The organism is Thermococcus sp. 5-4, assembly GCF_002197185.1.
Classification (GTDB): Archaea; Methanobacteriota_B; Thermococci; order Thermococcales; family Thermococcaceae; genus Thermococcus; species Thermococcus radiotolerans.
The window spans coordinates 35692-52882 of record NZ_CP021848.1; the positions used below are offsets into that span (position 1 = coordinate 35692).

16 protein-coding genes are annotated in these 17191 nt (G+C 54.4%); 4 read left to right on the forward strand and 12 right to left on the reverse strand.

The features are described 5' to 3' along the window. Window positions 1-49: 49 nt before the first annotated feature. From guaA to CDI07_RS00190, 3 genes are all read left to right on the forward strand, one after another. Window positions 50-973, forward strand: a complete 924-nt coding sequence (gene guaA, locus CDI07_RS00180; RefSeq protein WP_088179691.1) for a glutamine-hydrolyzing GMP synthase — start codon at window positions 50-52, stop codon at window positions 971-973. Window positions 974-982: 9 nt separating this feature from the next. Then, window positions 983-1552 carry a GMP synthase subunit A gene (locus tag CDI07_RS00185; protein ID WP_088179692.1) on the forward strand — a complete coding sequence of 190 codons (570 nt, stop codon included), beginning with the start codon at window positions 983-985 and terminating at the stop codon, window positions 1550-1552. Window positions 1553-1706: 154 nt separating this feature from the next. After that, window positions 1707-1982 (forward strand): TonB-dependent receptor, encoded by a 276-nt coding sequence (locus tag CDI07_RS00190; RefSeq protein WP_088179693.1) that lies wholly within the window; start codon window positions 1707-1709, stop codon window positions 1980-1982. On the opposite strand, the gene CDI07_RS00195 is transcribed toward CDI07_RS00190, so the two are convergent. The 11 genes from CDI07_RS00195 to twy1 form a co-directional block, all read right to left on the reverse strand. After that, window positions 1937-2683 (reverse strand): DUF2101 family protein, encoded by a 747-nt coding sequence (locus CDI07_RS00195; protein WP_088179694.1) that lies wholly within the window; start codon window positions 2681-2683, stop codon window positions 1937-1939. The genes CDI07_RS00190 and CDI07_RS00195 overlap by 46 nt on opposite strands. Window positions 2684-2687: 4 nt before the next feature. Then, window positions 2688-6038 carry a DUF2341 domain-containing protein gene (locus CDI07_RS10205; protein WP_088179695.1) on the reverse strand — a complete coding sequence of 1117 codons (3351 nt, stop codon included), beginning with the start codon at window positions 6036-6038 and terminating at the stop codon, window positions 2688-2690. Next, a complete protein-coding gene (locus CDI07_RS00205; protein ID WP_088179696.1) occupies window positions 6038-8149 on the reverse strand; it encodes a hydrolase in 2112 nt (703 codons plus the stop codon). The genes CDI07_RS10205 and CDI07_RS00205 overlap by 1 nt, the downstream gene beginning before the upstream one ends. Next, window positions 8146-9633, reverse strand: coding sequence for a hypothetical protein (locus CDI07_RS00210; RefSeq protein WP_088179697.1), 1488 nt, complete (start codon window positions 9631-9633; stop codon window positions 8146-8148). The genes CDI07_RS00205 and CDI07_RS00210 overlap by 4 nt, the downstream gene beginning before the upstream one ends. Beyond that, window positions 9630-10103, reverse strand: a complete 474-nt coding sequence (locus CDI07_RS00215; protein WP_088179698.1) for a hypothetical protein — start codon at window positions 10101-10103, stop codon at window positions 9630-9632. Before CDI07_RS00215 ends, CDI07_RS00210 begins: the two co-directional genes overlap by 4 nt. Beyond that, complete coding sequence (locus CDI07_RS00220) at window positions 10084-10524, reverse strand: hypothetical protein (RefSeq protein WP_088179699.1); 441 nt, start codon at window positions 10522-10524, stop codon at window positions 10084-10086. The genes CDI07_RS00215 and CDI07_RS00220 overlap by 20 nt, the downstream gene beginning before the upstream one ends. A gap of 2 nt (window positions 10525-10526) precedes the next feature. Continuing rightward, window positions 10527-11159, reverse strand: a complete 633-nt coding sequence (locus CDI07_RS00225; protein WP_193432404.1) for a class III signal peptide-containing protein — start codon at window positions 11157-11159, stop codon at window positions 10527-10529. Window positions 11160-11198: 39 nt separating this feature from the next. Continuing rightward, on the reverse strand, window positions 11199-11828 hold the full coding sequence (locus CDI07_RS00230) for a hypothetical protein (protein WP_088179700.1): 630 nt from the start codon (window positions 11826-11828) through the stop codon (window positions 11199-11201). Then, window positions 11821-12990 (reverse strand): cell division protein FtsZ, encoded by a 1170-nt coding sequence (locus CDI07_RS00235; RefSeq protein WP_088179701.1) that lies wholly within the window; start codon window positions 12988-12990, stop codon window positions 11821-11823. The genes CDI07_RS00230 and CDI07_RS00235 overlap by 8 nt, the downstream gene beginning before the upstream one ends. Window positions 12991-12997: 7 nt before the next feature. Beyond that, the gene (locus CDI07_RS00240; RefSeq protein ID WP_088179702.1) at window positions 12998-15220 is read right to left on the reverse strand and encodes a prenyltransferase/squalene oxidase repeat-containing protein; all 2223 of its coding nucleotides are present in this window, start codon (window positions 15218-15220) and stop codon (window positions 12998-13000) included. Between the two features lie 74 nt (window positions 15221-15294). After that, complete coding sequence (twy1, locus tag CDI07_RS00245; protein WP_088179703.1) at window positions 15295-16296, reverse strand: 4-demethylwyosine synthase TYW1; 1002 nt, start codon at window positions 16294-16296, stop codon at window positions 15295-15297. Window positions 16297-16439: 143 nt separating this feature from the next. Here twy1 and CDI07_RS10145 point away from each other — a divergent pair, with 143 nt between their 5' ends. Continuing rightward, window positions 16440-16577 carry a hypothetical protein gene (locus tag CDI07_RS10145; RefSeq protein WP_168169225.1) on the forward strand — a complete coding sequence of 46 codons (138 nt, stop codon included), beginning with the start codon at window positions 16440-16442 and terminating at the stop codon, window positions 16575-16577. Here CDI07_RS10145 and CDI07_RS00250 read toward each other — a convergent pair. After that, on the reverse strand, window positions 16555-17142 hold the full coding sequence (locus CDI07_RS00250; protein WP_088179704.1) for a HemK2/MTQ2 family protein methyltransferase: 588 nt from the start codon (window positions 17140-17142) through the stop codon (window positions 16555-16557). The genes CDI07_RS10145 and CDI07_RS00250 overlap by 23 nt on opposite strands. Between the last annotated feature and the right edge of the window lie 49 nt (window positions 17143-17191).

Here is a 17191-nt window from a genome sequence, read left to right on the forward strand (position 1 = left end):
GATAGGTTTATAAATTGACGTCCGAATGGTTGGCAAAAAGGTGGTGCTCATGTGGGAGAGGTTCATCGAGGAGAAGGTTGAGGAGATTAGGGGAACGGTCGGTGATGGTAAGGCAATAATAGCACTCTCCGGCGGCGTTGACAGCTCCGTTGCGGCTGTGCTTGCTCACAAGGCCATAGGGGATAAACTCCACGCGGTCTTCGTCAACACCGGCTTCATGAGGAAGAACGAGCCGGAGTTCGTCGTCAAGACCTTCCGGGACGAGTTCGGGCTTAACCTGCACTACGTCGATGCCGGCGAGAGGTTCTTCAGCGAGCTTAAGGGTATTACCGACCCCGAAGAGAAGAGGAAGATAATCGGCAGGGTCTTTATCGAGGTCTTCGAGGAGGTCGCGAGGGAGATTGACGCCCAGTTCCTCATCCAGGGAACGATAGCCCCGGACTGGATCGAGAGCAAGGGAAAAATCAAGAGCCACCACAACGTTGGCGGCTTACCCGAAAGGCTCAACCTCAAGCTGATAGAGCCGCTCCGCGACCTCTACAAGGACGAGGTCAGGGAGCTGGGTAAGGAGCTTGGATTACCTGAGAAGATATACAACCGCATGCCCTTCCCGGGGCCCGGCCTCGCCGTCCGCGTCCTTGGAGAGGTCACGCCGGAGAAGGTTGCCATTGTTAGAGAAGCTAATGCTATAGTCGAGGAGGAGATCGAGAAGGCTGGACTGAAACCCTGGCAGGCATTCGCTGTTCTGCTGGGAGTGAAGACCGTTGGCGTTCAGGGCGATATAAGGGCCTACAAAGAAACAATTGCTGTTCGCGTCGTTGAGAGCCTCGACGGAATGACCGCCAATGCCATGAACGTCCCCTTTGAGGTTCTCCAGAGGATAGCGTTCCGCATAACCAGCGAGATTCCTGAGGTTGGAAGGGTACTCTACGACATCACCAACAAGCCTCCGGCAACGATTGAGTTCGAGTGAGGTGGTGACATGATAGTCATAATGGACAACGGCGGGCAGTACGTCCACAGGATTTGGAGGACTTTGAGATATCTCGGTGTTGAGGCCAAGATAATCCCCAACACGACGCCGCTTGAGGAGATAAAGGCGATGAAGCCGAAGGGCATAATCTTCTCCGGCGGCCCGGACATCGAGAAGACTGGCAACTGCTCCGCCATCTTGGAGCACTACGATGAGTTCAACGTCCCAATCCTAGGCATCTGCCTTGGCCACCAGCTGATAGCGAAGCACTTCGGTGGAAAGGTCGGAAGGGGCGAAAAGGCTGAGTACAGCCTCGTTGAGGTGGAGATACTGGAGGAGGACGATATCTTCCGTGGACTTCCAAAGAGGCTCAAGGTCTGGGAGAGCCACATGGACGAGGTGAAGGAACTTCCTGAGGGCTTCAGGCTCTTGGCCAGAAGTGAGACCTGCCCGGTCGAGGCCATGAAGCACGAGAGCCTTCCCATCTACGGCGTTCAGTTCCACCCCGAGGTCTTCCACACCGAGCGCGGGCCGGATATTTACCGCAACTTTGCCCAGCTCTGCGGGGAGCTCAGCTAGTCGGTCCTCTCCCCATCTTTTATCGGTAACGGGTTCTCTCATCCTCGTTCCTCCATCACGTTGGGGCCACCCTGAAAAGTCTTGTTGGTTACGACTAAGAATTGCAAATTAGAAAACTTTTTAAAGTTTAATTCTTACTATCTGTGGTGATAGTTTGGGGCACACGGTCTACTACCGCACCAGGATTGATAGATGGAAGGAGTTCAGGGGGTTCCTGGGGAAGGTCTGCGAAGGGCTCGGCTTCGGTTTCCTTGAGGATGGAGATGCCGTCATAATCTTTCCGGAATGCCACGGTGTCGAGCCTCTGGAGATAAAGAAGATGGGTAAGGGGTTCGTCAAGACGAACCTCGTCGAGCCCTGTCACTCGATTTATCTGCTCGTTCTTCATTCGGTTTCTTCATTCGGCTCTGTCGAGCTCTGGGAGGACTGATCCGTGAGATAGACCTCTATTATCTTGACCGGAACCGCCCCCTTGAGCTTTCTGTCCTCCACGATAAGCTTCACCACCCTGCCAATCTCTAGGTCTTCCACGGCATCGACCCAGTAGTGGCCGGGCTTGACGTTTGCCGCTATGTCGTCGTGAACAAAGACTCTGACGACATCGCCCTTGATCTCCTCAACAATGCCGTAGGTGTAGTCCCTTCCGTATCTCTGCTTGAAGTACCACCTGAATGCCATGACGACCGCAAAGGCCACAAGGAGGTATGCGTAGTAATAGTAGATGCTCGTGGCTATCCTGCGTATCATCAGGTACCCGAGGAAAACTGCAAAGGAAATTGCCGATATCGCGTAGTAGAAGAACCTGTACGGCTCGTGCTCAACAAAGAACTCTCTGTTTCTGACCAAGGTATAGCGAAGATAGAGGAAGTACACCACTGCCACTCCCACAAGCCACAGTGGACTGGCCTTGAGGAAAAGCAGGGCAAGGTTCACGATAAGGTAAAGAAGAAATGCCAGTTGGAGCTTGAGGCTGAGGTACTCATGAGTTGTGAGCCTCTTTTTCACGAGCCTGCTCAGATACTTGAAGCTCGGCGGTTCCTCCGAGGGGGAGGGATTGATGAAATCTATGATGCCGTGGATCGCAGAATCCACGGACTCACCGATTCCGTAGAGGAAGTCTTCCACCGACATGATTTCACCTCTTCAGCAGGTCCTCTGCTCCGGTTGGCCCAAGAATGGCCGCTGCCGTTTGATTGTCAAGGAAGAACGGTACAACGCTTAAATCTCCAGTTAGGGCACTTGTGCCATAGGATATTCCCCATACACGGTAGCCGGGCGTCTTTGCCATGCTTCCAAAGTAGTAGTTGAGGAAGTAGTAGTCAACGCTGCTCTGTCCCTCCTCTATGGAGATTCCGAAGTTGTTGAATATGTCGAAGAGCTTGCGGTCGTAGTCTGCATTGGGCACCATGAAGCTTACGAGTCCGATGGGGTAGTACTCCCCGCCGTACTTCATTCCGAGTTCGTCCTGCATCTCCTTTGCCAGCTGGAAGTACTTGGCGTGGTTTGCCCTGCTGTTCTCGAGGCGCTCGAAGAACGATACGCCAGCGTAGGTTCCGAAGTACTTCTGGTCTATTATGCACGATATCAGCGGCTGGAGGTCGTAGGCACGGGAGTTGTATTCGCTTGTTGACGCGGGGGCTTCCTCGACCCCTGTGGAGGTTATGGAGTCCGTGGTGTAGTAGGGCATCTCGCCGATGACTATCCAGTCGAAGTATGCATCCGTTTGCCCGTCGATTACGATTCCAACCTTTGCCGGCGTCTCGGGCTCTCTGTTCACACTGGCTGTGGTGCTTCTGAACGAGCTGTCTACGTCGGCGAACTCGAAGTCCACGCCACCCACTCCCGGGTCAAACACGGCCTGATACCTGTGGTAGTCATTCAGAACCGTCGGATTGTCAGAGGCAAGGCTGTTGCCCCAGTTCTCAAGTATCGCCAGGGTGTCTCCGTTGTGGTCGCTGAATCCGGGGTTGTCGTCGATGAACTCGACCCTCTCGGTGTATTGAGGCACGGTCACACTGTAGCTCAAATAGCTCTCGTCCAGGTACTTACGTATCCTTATGTCGTCCACCGCGTAGTCGTGGCCTCCGAAGATGTAAACGCGGGTGAAAGTGTCGTATGTGCTGTCTGACCTGGTATAGCTTCCCATGAGGTTGCCGTCCTCATCGTATACCTCAACGTGGAGCGTTCCATCGGTCTTAATCTCGAAGCGGACGAAGTACCAGAAGTTGATCCCGTAGGTTGAGCCTGACGTCCTCTGGAGGTTCCCCCCGTATCCGTTTCTAACGTCTATGCCCACGTCTCCCTTGTCGGGTCGGAACATGGCCCCGTAACCGTTGCCGTTGTTGTCTATCACACCAACCCTGTCAAGCTTGCCTCCGCTGGTGTTTATCCTGTAGTCCCAGTACTCCAGGATGATGCCCCTCCCAAGGGTCTTTCCTATCGGTCTGTATCCTCCGTTGGGGTCGTTGTTGAGGAGCTTGCTCATCGCATAGTTCCCATCGTGGACGTAGATGGATGTGATGCTGAGGTTGCCGTTGCGGTAGTCGTCCCACAATCCCCACTCACTCGGGTTCTCAAAGTCATCGAAGAACTCGAAGACTTCGCGCCCATCTCCCCTCGTCAGGGTGTCGGTGTTGTACTCGATGTAGACCGTGGCGGTGTATTGATACGTCCCGCCTGAACTGCCCACGTAGGTGAGGTCGGTTTTCACCCACACCCTCGCTCCAGCGGGATCCCATCTCTCTATCCAGAAGGGTATCTCGTTTTGGAGATCCTTATCCGAGTAAACCTTAATCTCGGCCCTGTTGGTGATTGGGTCTGCGTTTATTCCACTCACGTTCGCCGCACTGAGGTCAATGGGTATCTGTATGTCCGTGTAGCTGTCGAGCTGGGGTCCGTCGTAGTTGACCACTACCTTCAAGACGTTCTTTGTGTAATTGAACTCGGTTTCAACGCCGCCGTCAAAATCCTGAGCGGTGTCTCCCGGTTTCATGCGGAACCTCACGAAGAACTGCCCGTCTATCGTGTTGACGGTCTGCAGGGCGAGCTTTTTCGTTCCTGCAGGGACGACAAGGTGGCCGTTCCCATCCAGATAGGCGTTGGAGAGGTTATTCCAGAGCACGGGGGTCAACGTGGGGTCATTGAAGGTGTCTATGAGCCAGAAAAGATTCTGCTTGTCGTATCCATCGGTGGCGTATGAGGGGTTGTCCGTGAAATAAACGGTGTAGTCTGTACCGCTTGTCTTAATCCATATCCATACGTATGAGGTGCCCCAGTACTCGATCCAGAACGGTACGGAGACGCATGCTGTGTCGGATTTCTCATATATAACCATCGAGGCGGTGTCGTCCGTATGGTATATGTTCGGGAACGTTGAGGTCGGTATCTTGAGGAGCACGAGGCTTCCGTCCGCGTAGCTGGGTATCGTGATGTTGACCCTCCACTTGTAGTCGTAGTTGCACCAGTGGGTGGTTGCACTGACGTTGCCGAACACCAGAACTCCAATGTCATCGTCATTGAAGACCTCCAGCGGTGAAATTGGGACGCCGTTTAAAGTGGTGTTTACAATGACTGGGGAGGATATGCTAGCGATATCGCCGCTGCGGAGCACGTATCCATCGGCACCGTCCCCGGGGTATGCGTTTCCGTAGAAGATGTGGCCGGAATCCCCGGCCGTTGAGGAGTACTTTCCGAGAACGTGGTCGTCCTGACTCCTACCGTTTCCGTAGAGGCTCTTGATGGGCCTGTCTATAATCTCGGGGAACGTGTAGTTGCAGGGTTCTATCGAGCGGGAGTACCTTCCGTAGGATAACGCCGGGAAGAGCGGGTCCTCCAGGTTCTCAATTGATATTATGGAATAGACGTAGTTCTCCCTCGGTATTGGGCCGGTGTAGACAACCTTCCCAGAGACGTCCGAGATACTCACGTCTTTTATCTTTGCCCTTATGACGATTCTGAAGGCATCCAGTGGAGCAACGGTTAGTTCGATGTTGCTCCTGAGGAAATTGCTCCTCTCGGACGAACTCATGGCCCTAATCTCGTCGAGCGTTTTATTTGCTATCCTGAGCTCATAACCCTGCCTCTCAAGTTCCCGGGACATGTTACCGAGCCAGCCGAGAACGGTTTGATCCCTCATCAATCTTTCCGAGTAGTTACTGGGTATGCTTCCAGACTGACCGTACAGTATCAGGTCACGTATAGTGGCATTTGCCATGCCGTTGGGATCGCTTGGGTCCAGGAAATTTCTGGTGTTGGCGATGTAGTCAACTATCGTAACTATGGCCCTCTTTCCGGATATCTCGAGAGTCCTCTGGAAGTCCATCTCGACGTACGAGACCGTTCTGTAGGTCCTCTCAACCTGCGTTCTCTCGCTCTGGCTCATTATTATCTGGGACGAGACATCCTCGTACGTCGCCAGGAGTAGCATCAGGGGTATGAGCAGGAGGATGACCGTTGAATTCATTAGGAATGCTCGCCGTTTTCTCATCAGCTCTCCCTCCAGACTCTGAGTGTTATCGTGATCGGCCGGAATAGGCCGGGTATGTTGCCCATTGAGACGAAGACTATGTTGACCGTCGGCGGTAGCTGCACCAGTATCGGATCGGCCTGGGTTCCGTCTCCGCCCAGGTTGTTGAACAGCCTTATTATCGCGTCGTCGACGGCGTATCTGTCCCTTCCGTTGAGGAGGTCCTGAGCGGTGACATCGCAGTAGGGGGAATCACCCGCGGTTACGTAGTGGGGTGAGTTGTCCCCGGTCCAGTAGTACGTTATATTGTAGCCTGAACACCCGGGTCTCAGAAGGGCAGGGAAGACATCGCCGTACCCTGCGAAACCCTGGATGACGTACGTCAGTTCACCGTGTCCGTTCATGGGCTGCAGCTGATAACCGTTACCGAGGGAGATACTCACGGTGTTCAATCCGTTAGAGATGGCATGGGGTAGCGGGTCGTACTTGTAATCAAAACTGTTGGCGGCGTAGCCGAACTGGGCAAAGTGTGTAAACGGGTTCGAGGGATTGCAGCCGGAGTACCCATTTCCATTGTGGCAGTAGAGATACGTCGGCGATATCGCCGGATTGTCCACCTGGAGCCTCTGGGATGGATTGCTTCCACTTGAGTACAACCACGGGAACTGGAACTTGACCCATAGAGGCTGGACTCCCTCCGGAACGTTGAAGTTTATGTTGACGTTGTGGGTCCAGTCCGTGTTCGGCAGGGGTATCGGCTCGGTTATATCGATTGTGTACGCCGTGAGTAGGATTCCGGTCGTGTAATCCGCCTCTATGTATGATTCGTCACCTATCAGATGAATCCTTGGGTTGTGGTACCAGTTCCCTCCGGCTTGGACGATGACCGTTGTCCACTTACCGGAAATTTGGGTGTAGTTGTACCCGTTTGCACTCAGCGTGCTGGCTATGGTGGAGTTGCTCCAGTAGCAGGTTTTTACCTGGGTCGTAGCGTTATAGGAGCAGTAGGTGGGGGGTATTGAAACCTCGTTCGTGAAGACGAAACTCAAGGATATGGGCTCGTTGGCACTTATGTTGCCCACGGCCACTTGGATGTTGAGTTCCTTCAATGCGCCCGGAATTATTAGGAACTTCCAGTTTGTGATGGGGTAATTGGCGGTAACGTCCTCAAAATAGAACTTCTTGGGGAACTTGAGGGTTGACGGCACAGAGGTTCTGTATTTTATGCTTATGTACTGGGCACCGTCCTCACCGCCGTCGTACCATCTTTTATAGACCCTAACTTCAAAGACATTGGTTTCGCCGGGATGGAAGTACTGTTTGAGCTCCGGATAATCCGAGTCGGTGAACATCTCGTTATAGCGCACGTAGTCTGAGGTTATGTACTGGCCGTTCAGGTACAGGTCATAGTACGAGCCGACCCACGCGGGCTCAACGAACCACTTTATTTCCTCTATCTGGGCGTCCTTCGGGATAGCATCTGCGGGGACTATGTACTTGATGACGACGGCGTCATCAGAAGAATCCGTCTCGGCGTAGATATATCCACCCCTTATCGTGTATATGTTCTCCTTACTTCCCAGCTTGTTGAGAAACGCCCTTGCCATGTAACCCCTGGGGGTCTGATTGAAGGCGTAGCCGCTGAGTATAAGGGTCGCCGGAGTAACGTCCTGGGCGGCGGAGTAGTTGGAGCCGACCTTACGGAGGTACGGGCTCGTGTAGTTGTTTATCAGGAGTTCGTAGTTGTAGTCCTTGAGGGTGTTGTTAAGGAGGTAGCCCAGTATAACCTCCGCCTTGTGGGTGAGGTTCGCTCCGGGGAAGAGTGGGGCCGTCGCCCAGTAAGTGGCGACGATGTCTATGGGTGACATATCGGGCGTAACGAGGGTCGTGTTGATGACTGGATCGGAGCCGGTCATCCACTCCTCCAGCTTCTCAGGAGGAACGAGCTCCCTCAATGGGAGCGTTCTGAACATCGTCAGTGTATCGTCCGCGACGTATTTTGACTGGGAGCGCATGTATGTGGAGTACACCTGCGTGCTTGGGTTGATCTGGGTTATGCTGACAACGAACATGGTGACTAGGAGAAGGGCAAGTATCGCGTCCAGAGTGAATATGAATCCCCGCCTCTTCATGAGTCATCCCACACCCACAGTTTTAATACCGCCAGACTCGCCTGAGGCTTCATTATCGTGTCCATACCGTTCAGATCGGCTATGATGGCGGTGTTTATGTTGTCCATCTCGTACACCCATACGTAGATATCGAGGCTCTCTCCGGGCTGTATCTGGGTTAGAAACTCCTTCCATGGGATTATCACATAGTAGGGGTTATCTGATGAGTACGATTTGATGTACGAATTGCCGTTGATTGTCTGGTTTATGATCGCCCTGATCTCCGGATTTGTGGAGGTCTTGTATGCCGCCAGGACGGAGTAGCCCGAGATGTTGGTTCCCCTCATCCACGCTACCATCACCAGATATCCCGTGTCGTTGAACGCAACCTTGAGGGTCATATAATCCGGGATGGGGGTGTATATCGTCCCGACGTAGAGCTCCGCGGGCAATGAGCTGGGGGTGACGACATAGCTGCTGTTGTAAATCCTCTTCGTCATGGGGATTCTTCTCTCGGTGTAGGTGACCCAAGGAGAGTTGTTCCGGGATGCCGTTATCACGGGGGGATCGGTCACGAAGCTCCCGTTTATCATGGTGATGTTGTAGTCCGCGTTAACGACTTTGGTGGCGTAAACGTACTTTATGGTGAGATTTGTGGAGGAAACACTGCCCCCCTGGCCCCACCAGACGGTTCCGGTCCAGGTGGTCCATATCTGCTGGTTGTTCCTGTGGTATGGGATCCAGAGCGCATAGGTTCCATCGTTCAGCTGATTCCACCCTATGAGTAAGTACCCAGTTTCAACATCGATATGCACGACCGCACCGGATGGTATGTCATAGTTTACCGGCCCCCCCTGGTTTCCCGGCCCAACAAGATCCAGCCTGACGCTTCCGTCCTCCGCGAGTTTGAACACGAAGCTCTCGCCGGCGGTTACGTTGATTATGTGTTGTATGTTTCCGACTCCATTGCTGTCACTTCTTGCGGGGTTTATCCACTCCACGTGGAGTCCGTTGCCGTAGGCATAACCCGTGCGGGGGGTGACTGAAAGGTGTCCCCCGGAGGGAATGTCCACGGAACCCTCAACCTGGGGGGGTATGACGGTGACGTTACCTTCAATCTCGACCCTCGTGAGGTAGAACCCCAGCGTGAAATCCTTCCCGTCGCTTATATTCCCCAGGGCCGTCCTTACCCGCTGATCATCGGCTGCGACGGCGTTGTTCAACGCCTCTATCTTGGCGTAGTCTATTGTGGTTGGATACTGGCTGTTCTCCAGCCCGATGAATCCGAGGGTGCTCGGGCTTTCCTGCCAGTTGTCGGGGGTTCCAGGGTTCTTCACGAGTATGTCCAGCATGTTGTCGCCCACGTTGGCCCTCTCATACCAGCCCAGAACGGTGGTTATCTCTCCCTTTAGGGCGTTGGACGTCGTGGTTATCGTGCCGAGCAGGAGTATGATTATCACCATGGACAGCATCGCATCGAGTGAAAGCAGCTGACCGCGCCTCATCTTCTCACCACATCAACGTTTATCTCAATCTCTCTTCCCCGGAGGTACAGCTTTCCGTTCTCCCTAACGACGTTGGTCTTGGAGACCAAGTCGTCCTCTATGTACTGCTTTATGTTGGCCTCAACGGTGGCCTCCGGAAGCCCGGCCCCCGCGTAGGTTATGGTGACGTTGATCTGCATCTTGCCGTTTACGTCCGCACTGCGAATGCCGGCGAACTGGAAAGCCCTGTACGTGTAGTTGCTCGCCGTTATTATGGCGTTGAGGGGAGAATATATGCTCTCGTTGCTAACAACGCCGGTATTTAGGTATGCGCACGCGTCGGAAGCAGAAGTGCGAACGTAGGATACCGCGGACATCGCGGTGTTCTCATTCAGGTACGATGGGGTAACCACGAGGACTCCCGCTAGGATTATTGCCAGGATGAACAGAACCTCTATGGCGCTCTGCGCCCTACGGCGAGAGGACGACATCGAGCCTCCCCTCCGTTTCGTTGTACGTCGCCACTATGCCGAAGTCCCCTTTCGTGTCGGTAAGCGTTACCGAGCTGTTCTCGTATATTGGGACAGGGCTCCTCTGAACGACGGTGTAGCCCCTTCCTCCCAGACTCGCGTTGACGACAATGCTATCAGGGGTAATCAGGCTGACAGTAACCTTGTCTCCTGAGTCCAGCCTTATCGGCAGCTCCTTCCTTACAGCGAATCCGTCTCCCGCCGCGTAAACCTTCACCACAGAGTCCCTGACGTCCACGGAGAACGCCTTCAGCTTTGCGATCGTGTCAAAGGTCTCGGAATGGGCCCTCTCGCTGTCCGCAATGTAAACTAGGTTGAGCATCGTGATGGTTATCAGGGTCACTGCGAAGAGAAAGTCAAGGCTTATCTGTCCCCGTTTCATCTTCATCCACCGGGGTTTATGTTTATGTGAAGCTCACCGGTCGTTGAGTCAAAGGTCCATGAGTTCGGGTTGTCGGGGTTCCACTCAACGACTATCTCCAGCGTTGCCGGGAGGGTCGCGGGGTCGAGATCCAGCCCGTAGACCGTGGATGATCCAAAGGTGACGCTTCCGGACGGCGACCATACGGATGAGTTGGTGTACAGAACAGCCTGGTACATTGCCCTGCTCCAGAAGACGTTCTTGTCCCCGCCGCTGAGAACGGTGGAGACGTTGGTCCCGGTTACGGTGATGTACGTGCCGTTGCCTTCGGTGCTGTAGTTTCCGTAGGTTATAAACACGGAAGCGTTATTGACGTTCAGCCCTTTCTGGAGCATCTCAGGGTCTCGCAGGTACGTCAGTCTCACATAGGTGGTTGACTTTGCTCCAGGGCCCTGGGCGTAAACCTGTGATATCGTGTTGGAGATGGCGTTGGCGAGGTTCTTCTCCTCAAGGCTTATCTGGATTCGAAGGGTTTCGGTTGAGGTCGAGCCCTCCCTGAACGTGATGTTGTTTACGGAGTAAAGCAGGAGTATGAGCATCATTCCAAAGATTAACATGAACTCAAGTGAAACCTGACCACGCTTTTTTATCCGCATATTTTCTCCCCTCAGTATGGTATATCTCCGAACATCTATTTAATCGTTACTCTCCGATTTTCCGGCGTTTACGACGGCAAAAAGGCCGGTTCCGACCCTTTTGGTCTCAACGCCAAAGTAATCTCCGCTGAATATTTTGAACTTGTACCTCTCAGGATGAAGGGAGTGTTTCTCTATCAGCTCGGCCAGTTCGTCGATGAAGAACTGCGTCAGCTCGTAGTAAATTAGATCAAGCTTCTCGCGGGTGGAATCCCTGATCAGGAGAACCGCTGGCAGCATCGCAAGTCCGATGATGAAGTACGGCTGGCCAGCGAAGAAGGACGCGATTGCAGTCGCACCTATTACTGCACCTATTGCGGCGTACAGGCCCTTCTCCCGCTTCTTCGCCTCTTTAATCTCCTTGACCTTCTGCTCCCAGATGTCGAGCAGTGCCGGATTGTAGAAATCAAAGGCTGTGTGGCGCTTCCCCTTGGCTATCCTCTCCCGGATGAGGTCGTCCCAGTCATCCTTGTAGTAGATGACCTCCCCGTGGAGCTTCGCCCTCTCGGCATCGAGGGAGGAGATGATCCTGATGATGTCCTCGGCGCTCTCGTGGGCTATATGGGCGTAGACCTCCTTCTCGTCGAGGTCAAGGGCCACCTCGACGGAGTCCTTTATCGGCTCAGTCATCCTTCTCCCTCCGGAGCCTCTTGCTTATACCCTCGATGTCCGGGTACTCTCCGTCGGGGATTCCCTTCAGCTCACTCCCGCCCTTGGCGTAGACGTCGTCGAAGTCGGGCAGGCCGCTTAGGAGCTCCTTCTTCTTGTTCTCCGCTTCCTCCTTTGCCTCCATGAAGGACTGGGCGTACTGCTTGGCGGTGATGATTATGTCCTCGATGCTCTTGCTCTCGTAGATGCCGCTGAGGAGGGTTACAACCTCCACTTCCCTCTCGCGCGGGTCAGGGTAAAAGCCGCGGAATATCTGCTTGCCCCTTATCTTGTTGGTGAGGTAGTTGAGCGCCTCGAATATGTCTGCGGCCTTCAGTATCTCCGGCGGGCCATGAATCGCAACCAGCCCGTACAGCGCCGATTCGATGTTTGCCTCGAGGTACAGGCCTTCGCTCTCGAACGACTTAATGATGAGCCTTGAGAGGCTCTTTACCTTGCCCGCGTCGGCCTTGGCGTAGCCGACCGTTGCAAAGCTTCCGAAGGCCTTGAGAACGAACTTCAGGTCGCTCGCGTCCAGCGTCTGTTCGCCGGGAACGTCAACCAGGGCCAAAAGAGACGCTATCCTTTCGACTATCGTGTAGTTAATCCTCTCGTAGGCCTTGCTTATGTCGTCGCCACCTTCCTTGAGCTTGTTGTTGTCTATGGCTATTATTGAGTCCGCGATCTTTGAGAGCTTGTCTATGGTTATCGCCGCGTTGATGGTGGGCCTTATCCCCTCCTCCTTGAGGGGGAGTGCACCGATGGCCACCACCAGGGAGTCCGGGTACTCCTCTTTGAGCGCCTCGGCCAGGACGGGCGTTCCTCCGGCGCCCGTTCCGCCGCCGAAGCCAAAGGTTAGGAAGAAGATGTCGATGTCCTCGTAGCCGATTATTGAACCTATTTTGCGCATGACGAGGGGCAAATCGCGCTTCATGGCCTCCCTGCCGAGTATCGGGTTCGCGTTGACCCCCTTGCCGCCGGTCAGGCTCTCACCTATGAGTATCCTCCGCTCCTGGGGAACGTGCTTGAGGTACTCCAGGTCGCCCCGGGAGGTGTTTATGGCCAGAGCCTCAAAATCAACCAGAGCGAAGAGGTCGGCTATCTTCGTTCCGCACTGGCCGACCCCTATGATTAGAGCCCTCACCTCTTAATCACCCCACGACTATTACCCTCACCTTACCGTTCTCGTTGAGGAGAACCATCGCGTCTCCCCTGATGTACCTTATGAAGCCTGTGGTGAAGACTTCCTTGGCAATTTCGGCGTTTTCCTGCTCGTAGAATACGAACAGGACGACTCCCTTGGGGGTCTTGCCAGGAATGAGAATGACCGCCTTGTCAACGGGCACCGTGACGTTGCCGACGGTGACGGTTTCGTTTGTGAGGTGGAACTTCAGGTAGGGGTTGTACGGTCTCACGAAGTACTCGCCGTAGTGGGCCATGACTATGTAGCTGCCCTCGCCTATCGTGGTTGTGTTAAGGGCTATGAAGCCGCCGCTGAAGAGGTCGTTGAGCATGTCTATTGTCTCGTTTACCGTGGTGGCGTCCATGTGGGGTGCGATTATTCCGAACACATTGCTGTCGAGGGCGCCCCTCACATCGTAGAGGCTCACCGGCGGAACGTACTGGAAGCGGGAGAGGTAGTTTACTGCGCTGGCGATTTCTATCGTTTTGTTGTCTATGGCCCCGGAGTCCCTGGCGTTCATGACGAATTCAAGCGTCTCGTTGGTGTAGTTGTACCCGTAGTTGATCAGAAGGTCCGTTGCCCTGACGGTGAGCTCGACGGTCGGCGTTCCCGGGAACTCCCTGTTCTTCTCCCAGACGTAGTAGGTCTTCCAGTACGGCCAGCCGCCGTCGATCCTCTGGTCAATGAGCCAGTCTATGTGTGGCTGGAGCTCTTCCTGGGAGGCTATTCCCTCCAGAGCCTCCAGGACGGTTATGGTCGTCAGCACGTCCGGCTTGAGCATGTAGGAGTAGTACTTCGTCGTTACGTGGGTTCCCCATCCGTCGTTGCTTATGTCCAGGAGCCATTCCTTGGCCTTCTGAATCAGGGAGTCGTTTGCTGGAACTCCGAGCTCGCGGAGGGCTTTGATGGCCAGGGCGGTCTCGTAGGGCTGTGGACCGAGAACGGTGTTGCCCCAGAGGCCGTAGTCGAGCTGAACGCTGCGTATCAGCTCCTCCGCCTGGGCCTTTTCCTCGGCGGTCAGGTTGTTGTACATAAGGAGCGTCTTCAGTGCGTAGTAGTAGCCGACGGACATCCTGCGCTCCTGCCTCATCCAGGCCGCGTCCCTCTCGAAGGCCTCTCTCGTCCACGCGAGGGCCTTTTCAATGCTCTCCTTCTCGGGATAACACGCTTGGATGCTCATAAGTGCGTAGTAAGTGGCCTTCTCGTCGGAGGGCTCGTTGGGTCCGAGACCCCATCCCCCGTCGGGGTTTTGTATGTTCTTCAGTTCCTGACATGGCATCTCGTAGGGGTTCTTTACCTCTTCCGCAGGTGGAAGCTCGAACGGTGTTGAGAACGCCATGAGAGCATAGGAGGTGGTGGCTATGAGCTCCGTCGATGAGAAGAGGTCTGGAGTGTTCATCCAGTAAACGAGGTCGTTCGTGCTCTTGCTGTACGATTCCAGCTTGATGAGTATCCTCGCCGTGTCGAAGTCTATGGGTGTGTGAAGTACGAGGGCGTACGTTAGCATGGCGCGCTCCTTCATCTTGAGGTTCTCGTCGTTGAGAAGGACCTCCTTGACGCTTTCAATGGTCTCGTTAGAGACTGGATAACCGGTGCTGTGGTAAGCTATGAGTTTTAGGGCGAGGGCCTCGTACTCGGATATCTCGCAGGTTGTGGTGTTCTCCACGTATTTTATCGCGTCTCTGACGACTTTGCTGTTGTAGCTGTATCCGTTCTCTCCAAGGGCCCATATCGCCACGAGGGTTGGATAGCATGAGGTTGGGGTTCCCGGCACGTAACCCCATCCGCCCTCGTTCTTCGCGGAGAGGAGGTATGAAACGCCCCTGTTGATGGCGTCCCTTACGCTCTCGACCTGCAGTGCCCCAACGATTGGGTCTGCCCTCTCTAGGGCGATAACGGCGTAAGCCGTGTCGAGGACGTTGCTGGTCTCGCCGGGGTATAGACCCCATCCCCCGTCCGGGTTCTGATACTTGAGAAGCGTCGTAACGAGGTTGTCTAGGTCTGGGGCTATGTCCCACTCCAGATCGTTGCTGGCCTCGGAGAGCGCCATTATAGCGAGGCTTATTTCCCTCGTCTGCTGGCTTGACTTGGCCGCATCCTTGAGAAACTTTGCGGAGCCGTCTATCGTTCCGGCGCTAACGGCTGGAATCAGCATGAGAACAATCATTACTAGAGCCAGAACCTTCTTCATCACCTTACACCCCTAAGCTCATTCTAAGCGGCCAGAATAAATAAACTTTTTCCATAATAGGAAGAAGAGGGGACTCAATGTTTTATAAAGCGCCCTTCCCTTCCGCTGCCCCGGGGATCAACGTCGTCGCGCATTATGAGAACGACCCTGCTCGGCTCGTACTCGTCCTCGATGTGATATCCGGGCAGATTCTTGACGAGCTCCTCCGCGAAGGCCTTTATCTCCTCGTGGCGCGGCATGTTGTTGATGGTGAGCCTGTTGCGCGAATAGCCGACGAACATGTACGCTTTCGCCTCGACGAACATTGGGTTGGCGAGCTTTATCAGTTTCGCGTAGCCCTCGGGGTTGTGCATGTTCTCGCCCTTGACGAGGGTCAGCCTCACGACGGTTCTGGTGGGGAGACCGTTCATCATTTCAAGGAAGGTCTTTATCCTGTCCCATCCGTCGGGAATCATCGGGACGTTGACCCTGTTGTATGTCTCGACGTCGGGAGCCGTCAGTGAGACGTAGAGCTGGCTTGGCAGCTTGTCCTCCTTTATCATCTCCTCGAGCCTCTCCGGAACGGTCCCGTTGGTGACGATGAAGGTCGTGAAACCGCGCTTGTGGAACTCCTCCACCAGGTCGCCCATGTATGGGTAGAGCATCGGCTCGCCGGATAGGCTTATCGCCGCGTGCTTTGGATTCCACGCCTCTTCGAACTTCTTCATGTTTATGCCGGGCATCCCCTTGTAGCCGACGAGGAGTTTCCTCTGGGCCTTTATGCTCTCCTCGACGATGAAGGCCGGGTCGTCCCACGGCTCCGGGAGCTCCGTGCCGAGGAAGCCCTCCATCGGGCGCCAGCAGAATATGCAGTTGTGGGTGCACCACGCTGTAACCGGCGTCATCTGCAGGCAGCGGTGGGAGTGTATGTTGTAGAACTTCTGCTTGTAGCAGAAGCGGTCGTGCTTTATGCTCTCCTTTAGCCAGTGGCAGAGCTTGACCGAGCTGTGCCTGCCCACGAGCGCGTAGTGTTGCTTCCTGAAGAGACTTGCAATCTCCTCCGGCATGTTCGGGTTGGACTTGAACGTTAACGCCATTAGCCTCACCTAATTCATCTCTCTGGGTTGGCTTTGAACGAGCCTTTTAAAAAGGTGATGGGTCGGGGGTGGGAAATTTTATCGTCGAAAAATACTTCGGCAATGTGCGAAAACTTTAAAAGCTAATCGTCGCTTTTTCCTTTATGTTCGAAAGAGTGAAGCCAGAACCCGCGCTGAATGCAAGGGAGATTAAAATTGACTTCTTCGAGGACGAGGTTGAGCCAGTGGAGAGGCCCAGGGTCAAATTCCTCTTCGAGGTCAAACGCAATCACTCGGCTTAGCGTTTATCAGGACGATATCCTCGAAAAATACGTGCCTCTTAGTTACTATTTTTCCCCTCAGTCCGGCTTTTTCCAGCCTTCTCAGCGTTTCTTTCACCCCGGTTATCGAGCTCTGGACTATCTGGACGGTTCCACCCGGCTTGAGATACTCCGGAACTTCTTGGATGAACCTGTCGAGGACTTCTCTACCATCCTTGCCCCCAACCAGCGCCAGGTCTATCGGCTCCTCTGGCTCCCCGGGCAGGTAGGGGGCGTTGAATGTTACCACGTCGAACTTTCCTTCAACCCTCTCAAAGAGGTCACTTAGGAGAAATTCGACGTTTTTAATCCCGTTCAAAAGGGCGTTTTCCCTCGCCAGCTCGACCGCGAGCGGATTGATATCCACTCCCAGAACGAAGCTAGCTTTCTTCGCCATCAGGAGTGCTATGAGCCCCGTTCCTGTGCCGACGTCAAGGGCCAGGTCGCCCTCCCTGACCGCGAGGTTCTCCGCTAGGAGGAACGTGTCCTCAGCAGGCTCATAGACTTGGGGATGGAGCTTGAGCCTGATGCCGTAGTAGACTGGCATGGTACCATCTACCGCAACGTCCTTTTGAGGTTAACCCTTAAGGGATGTA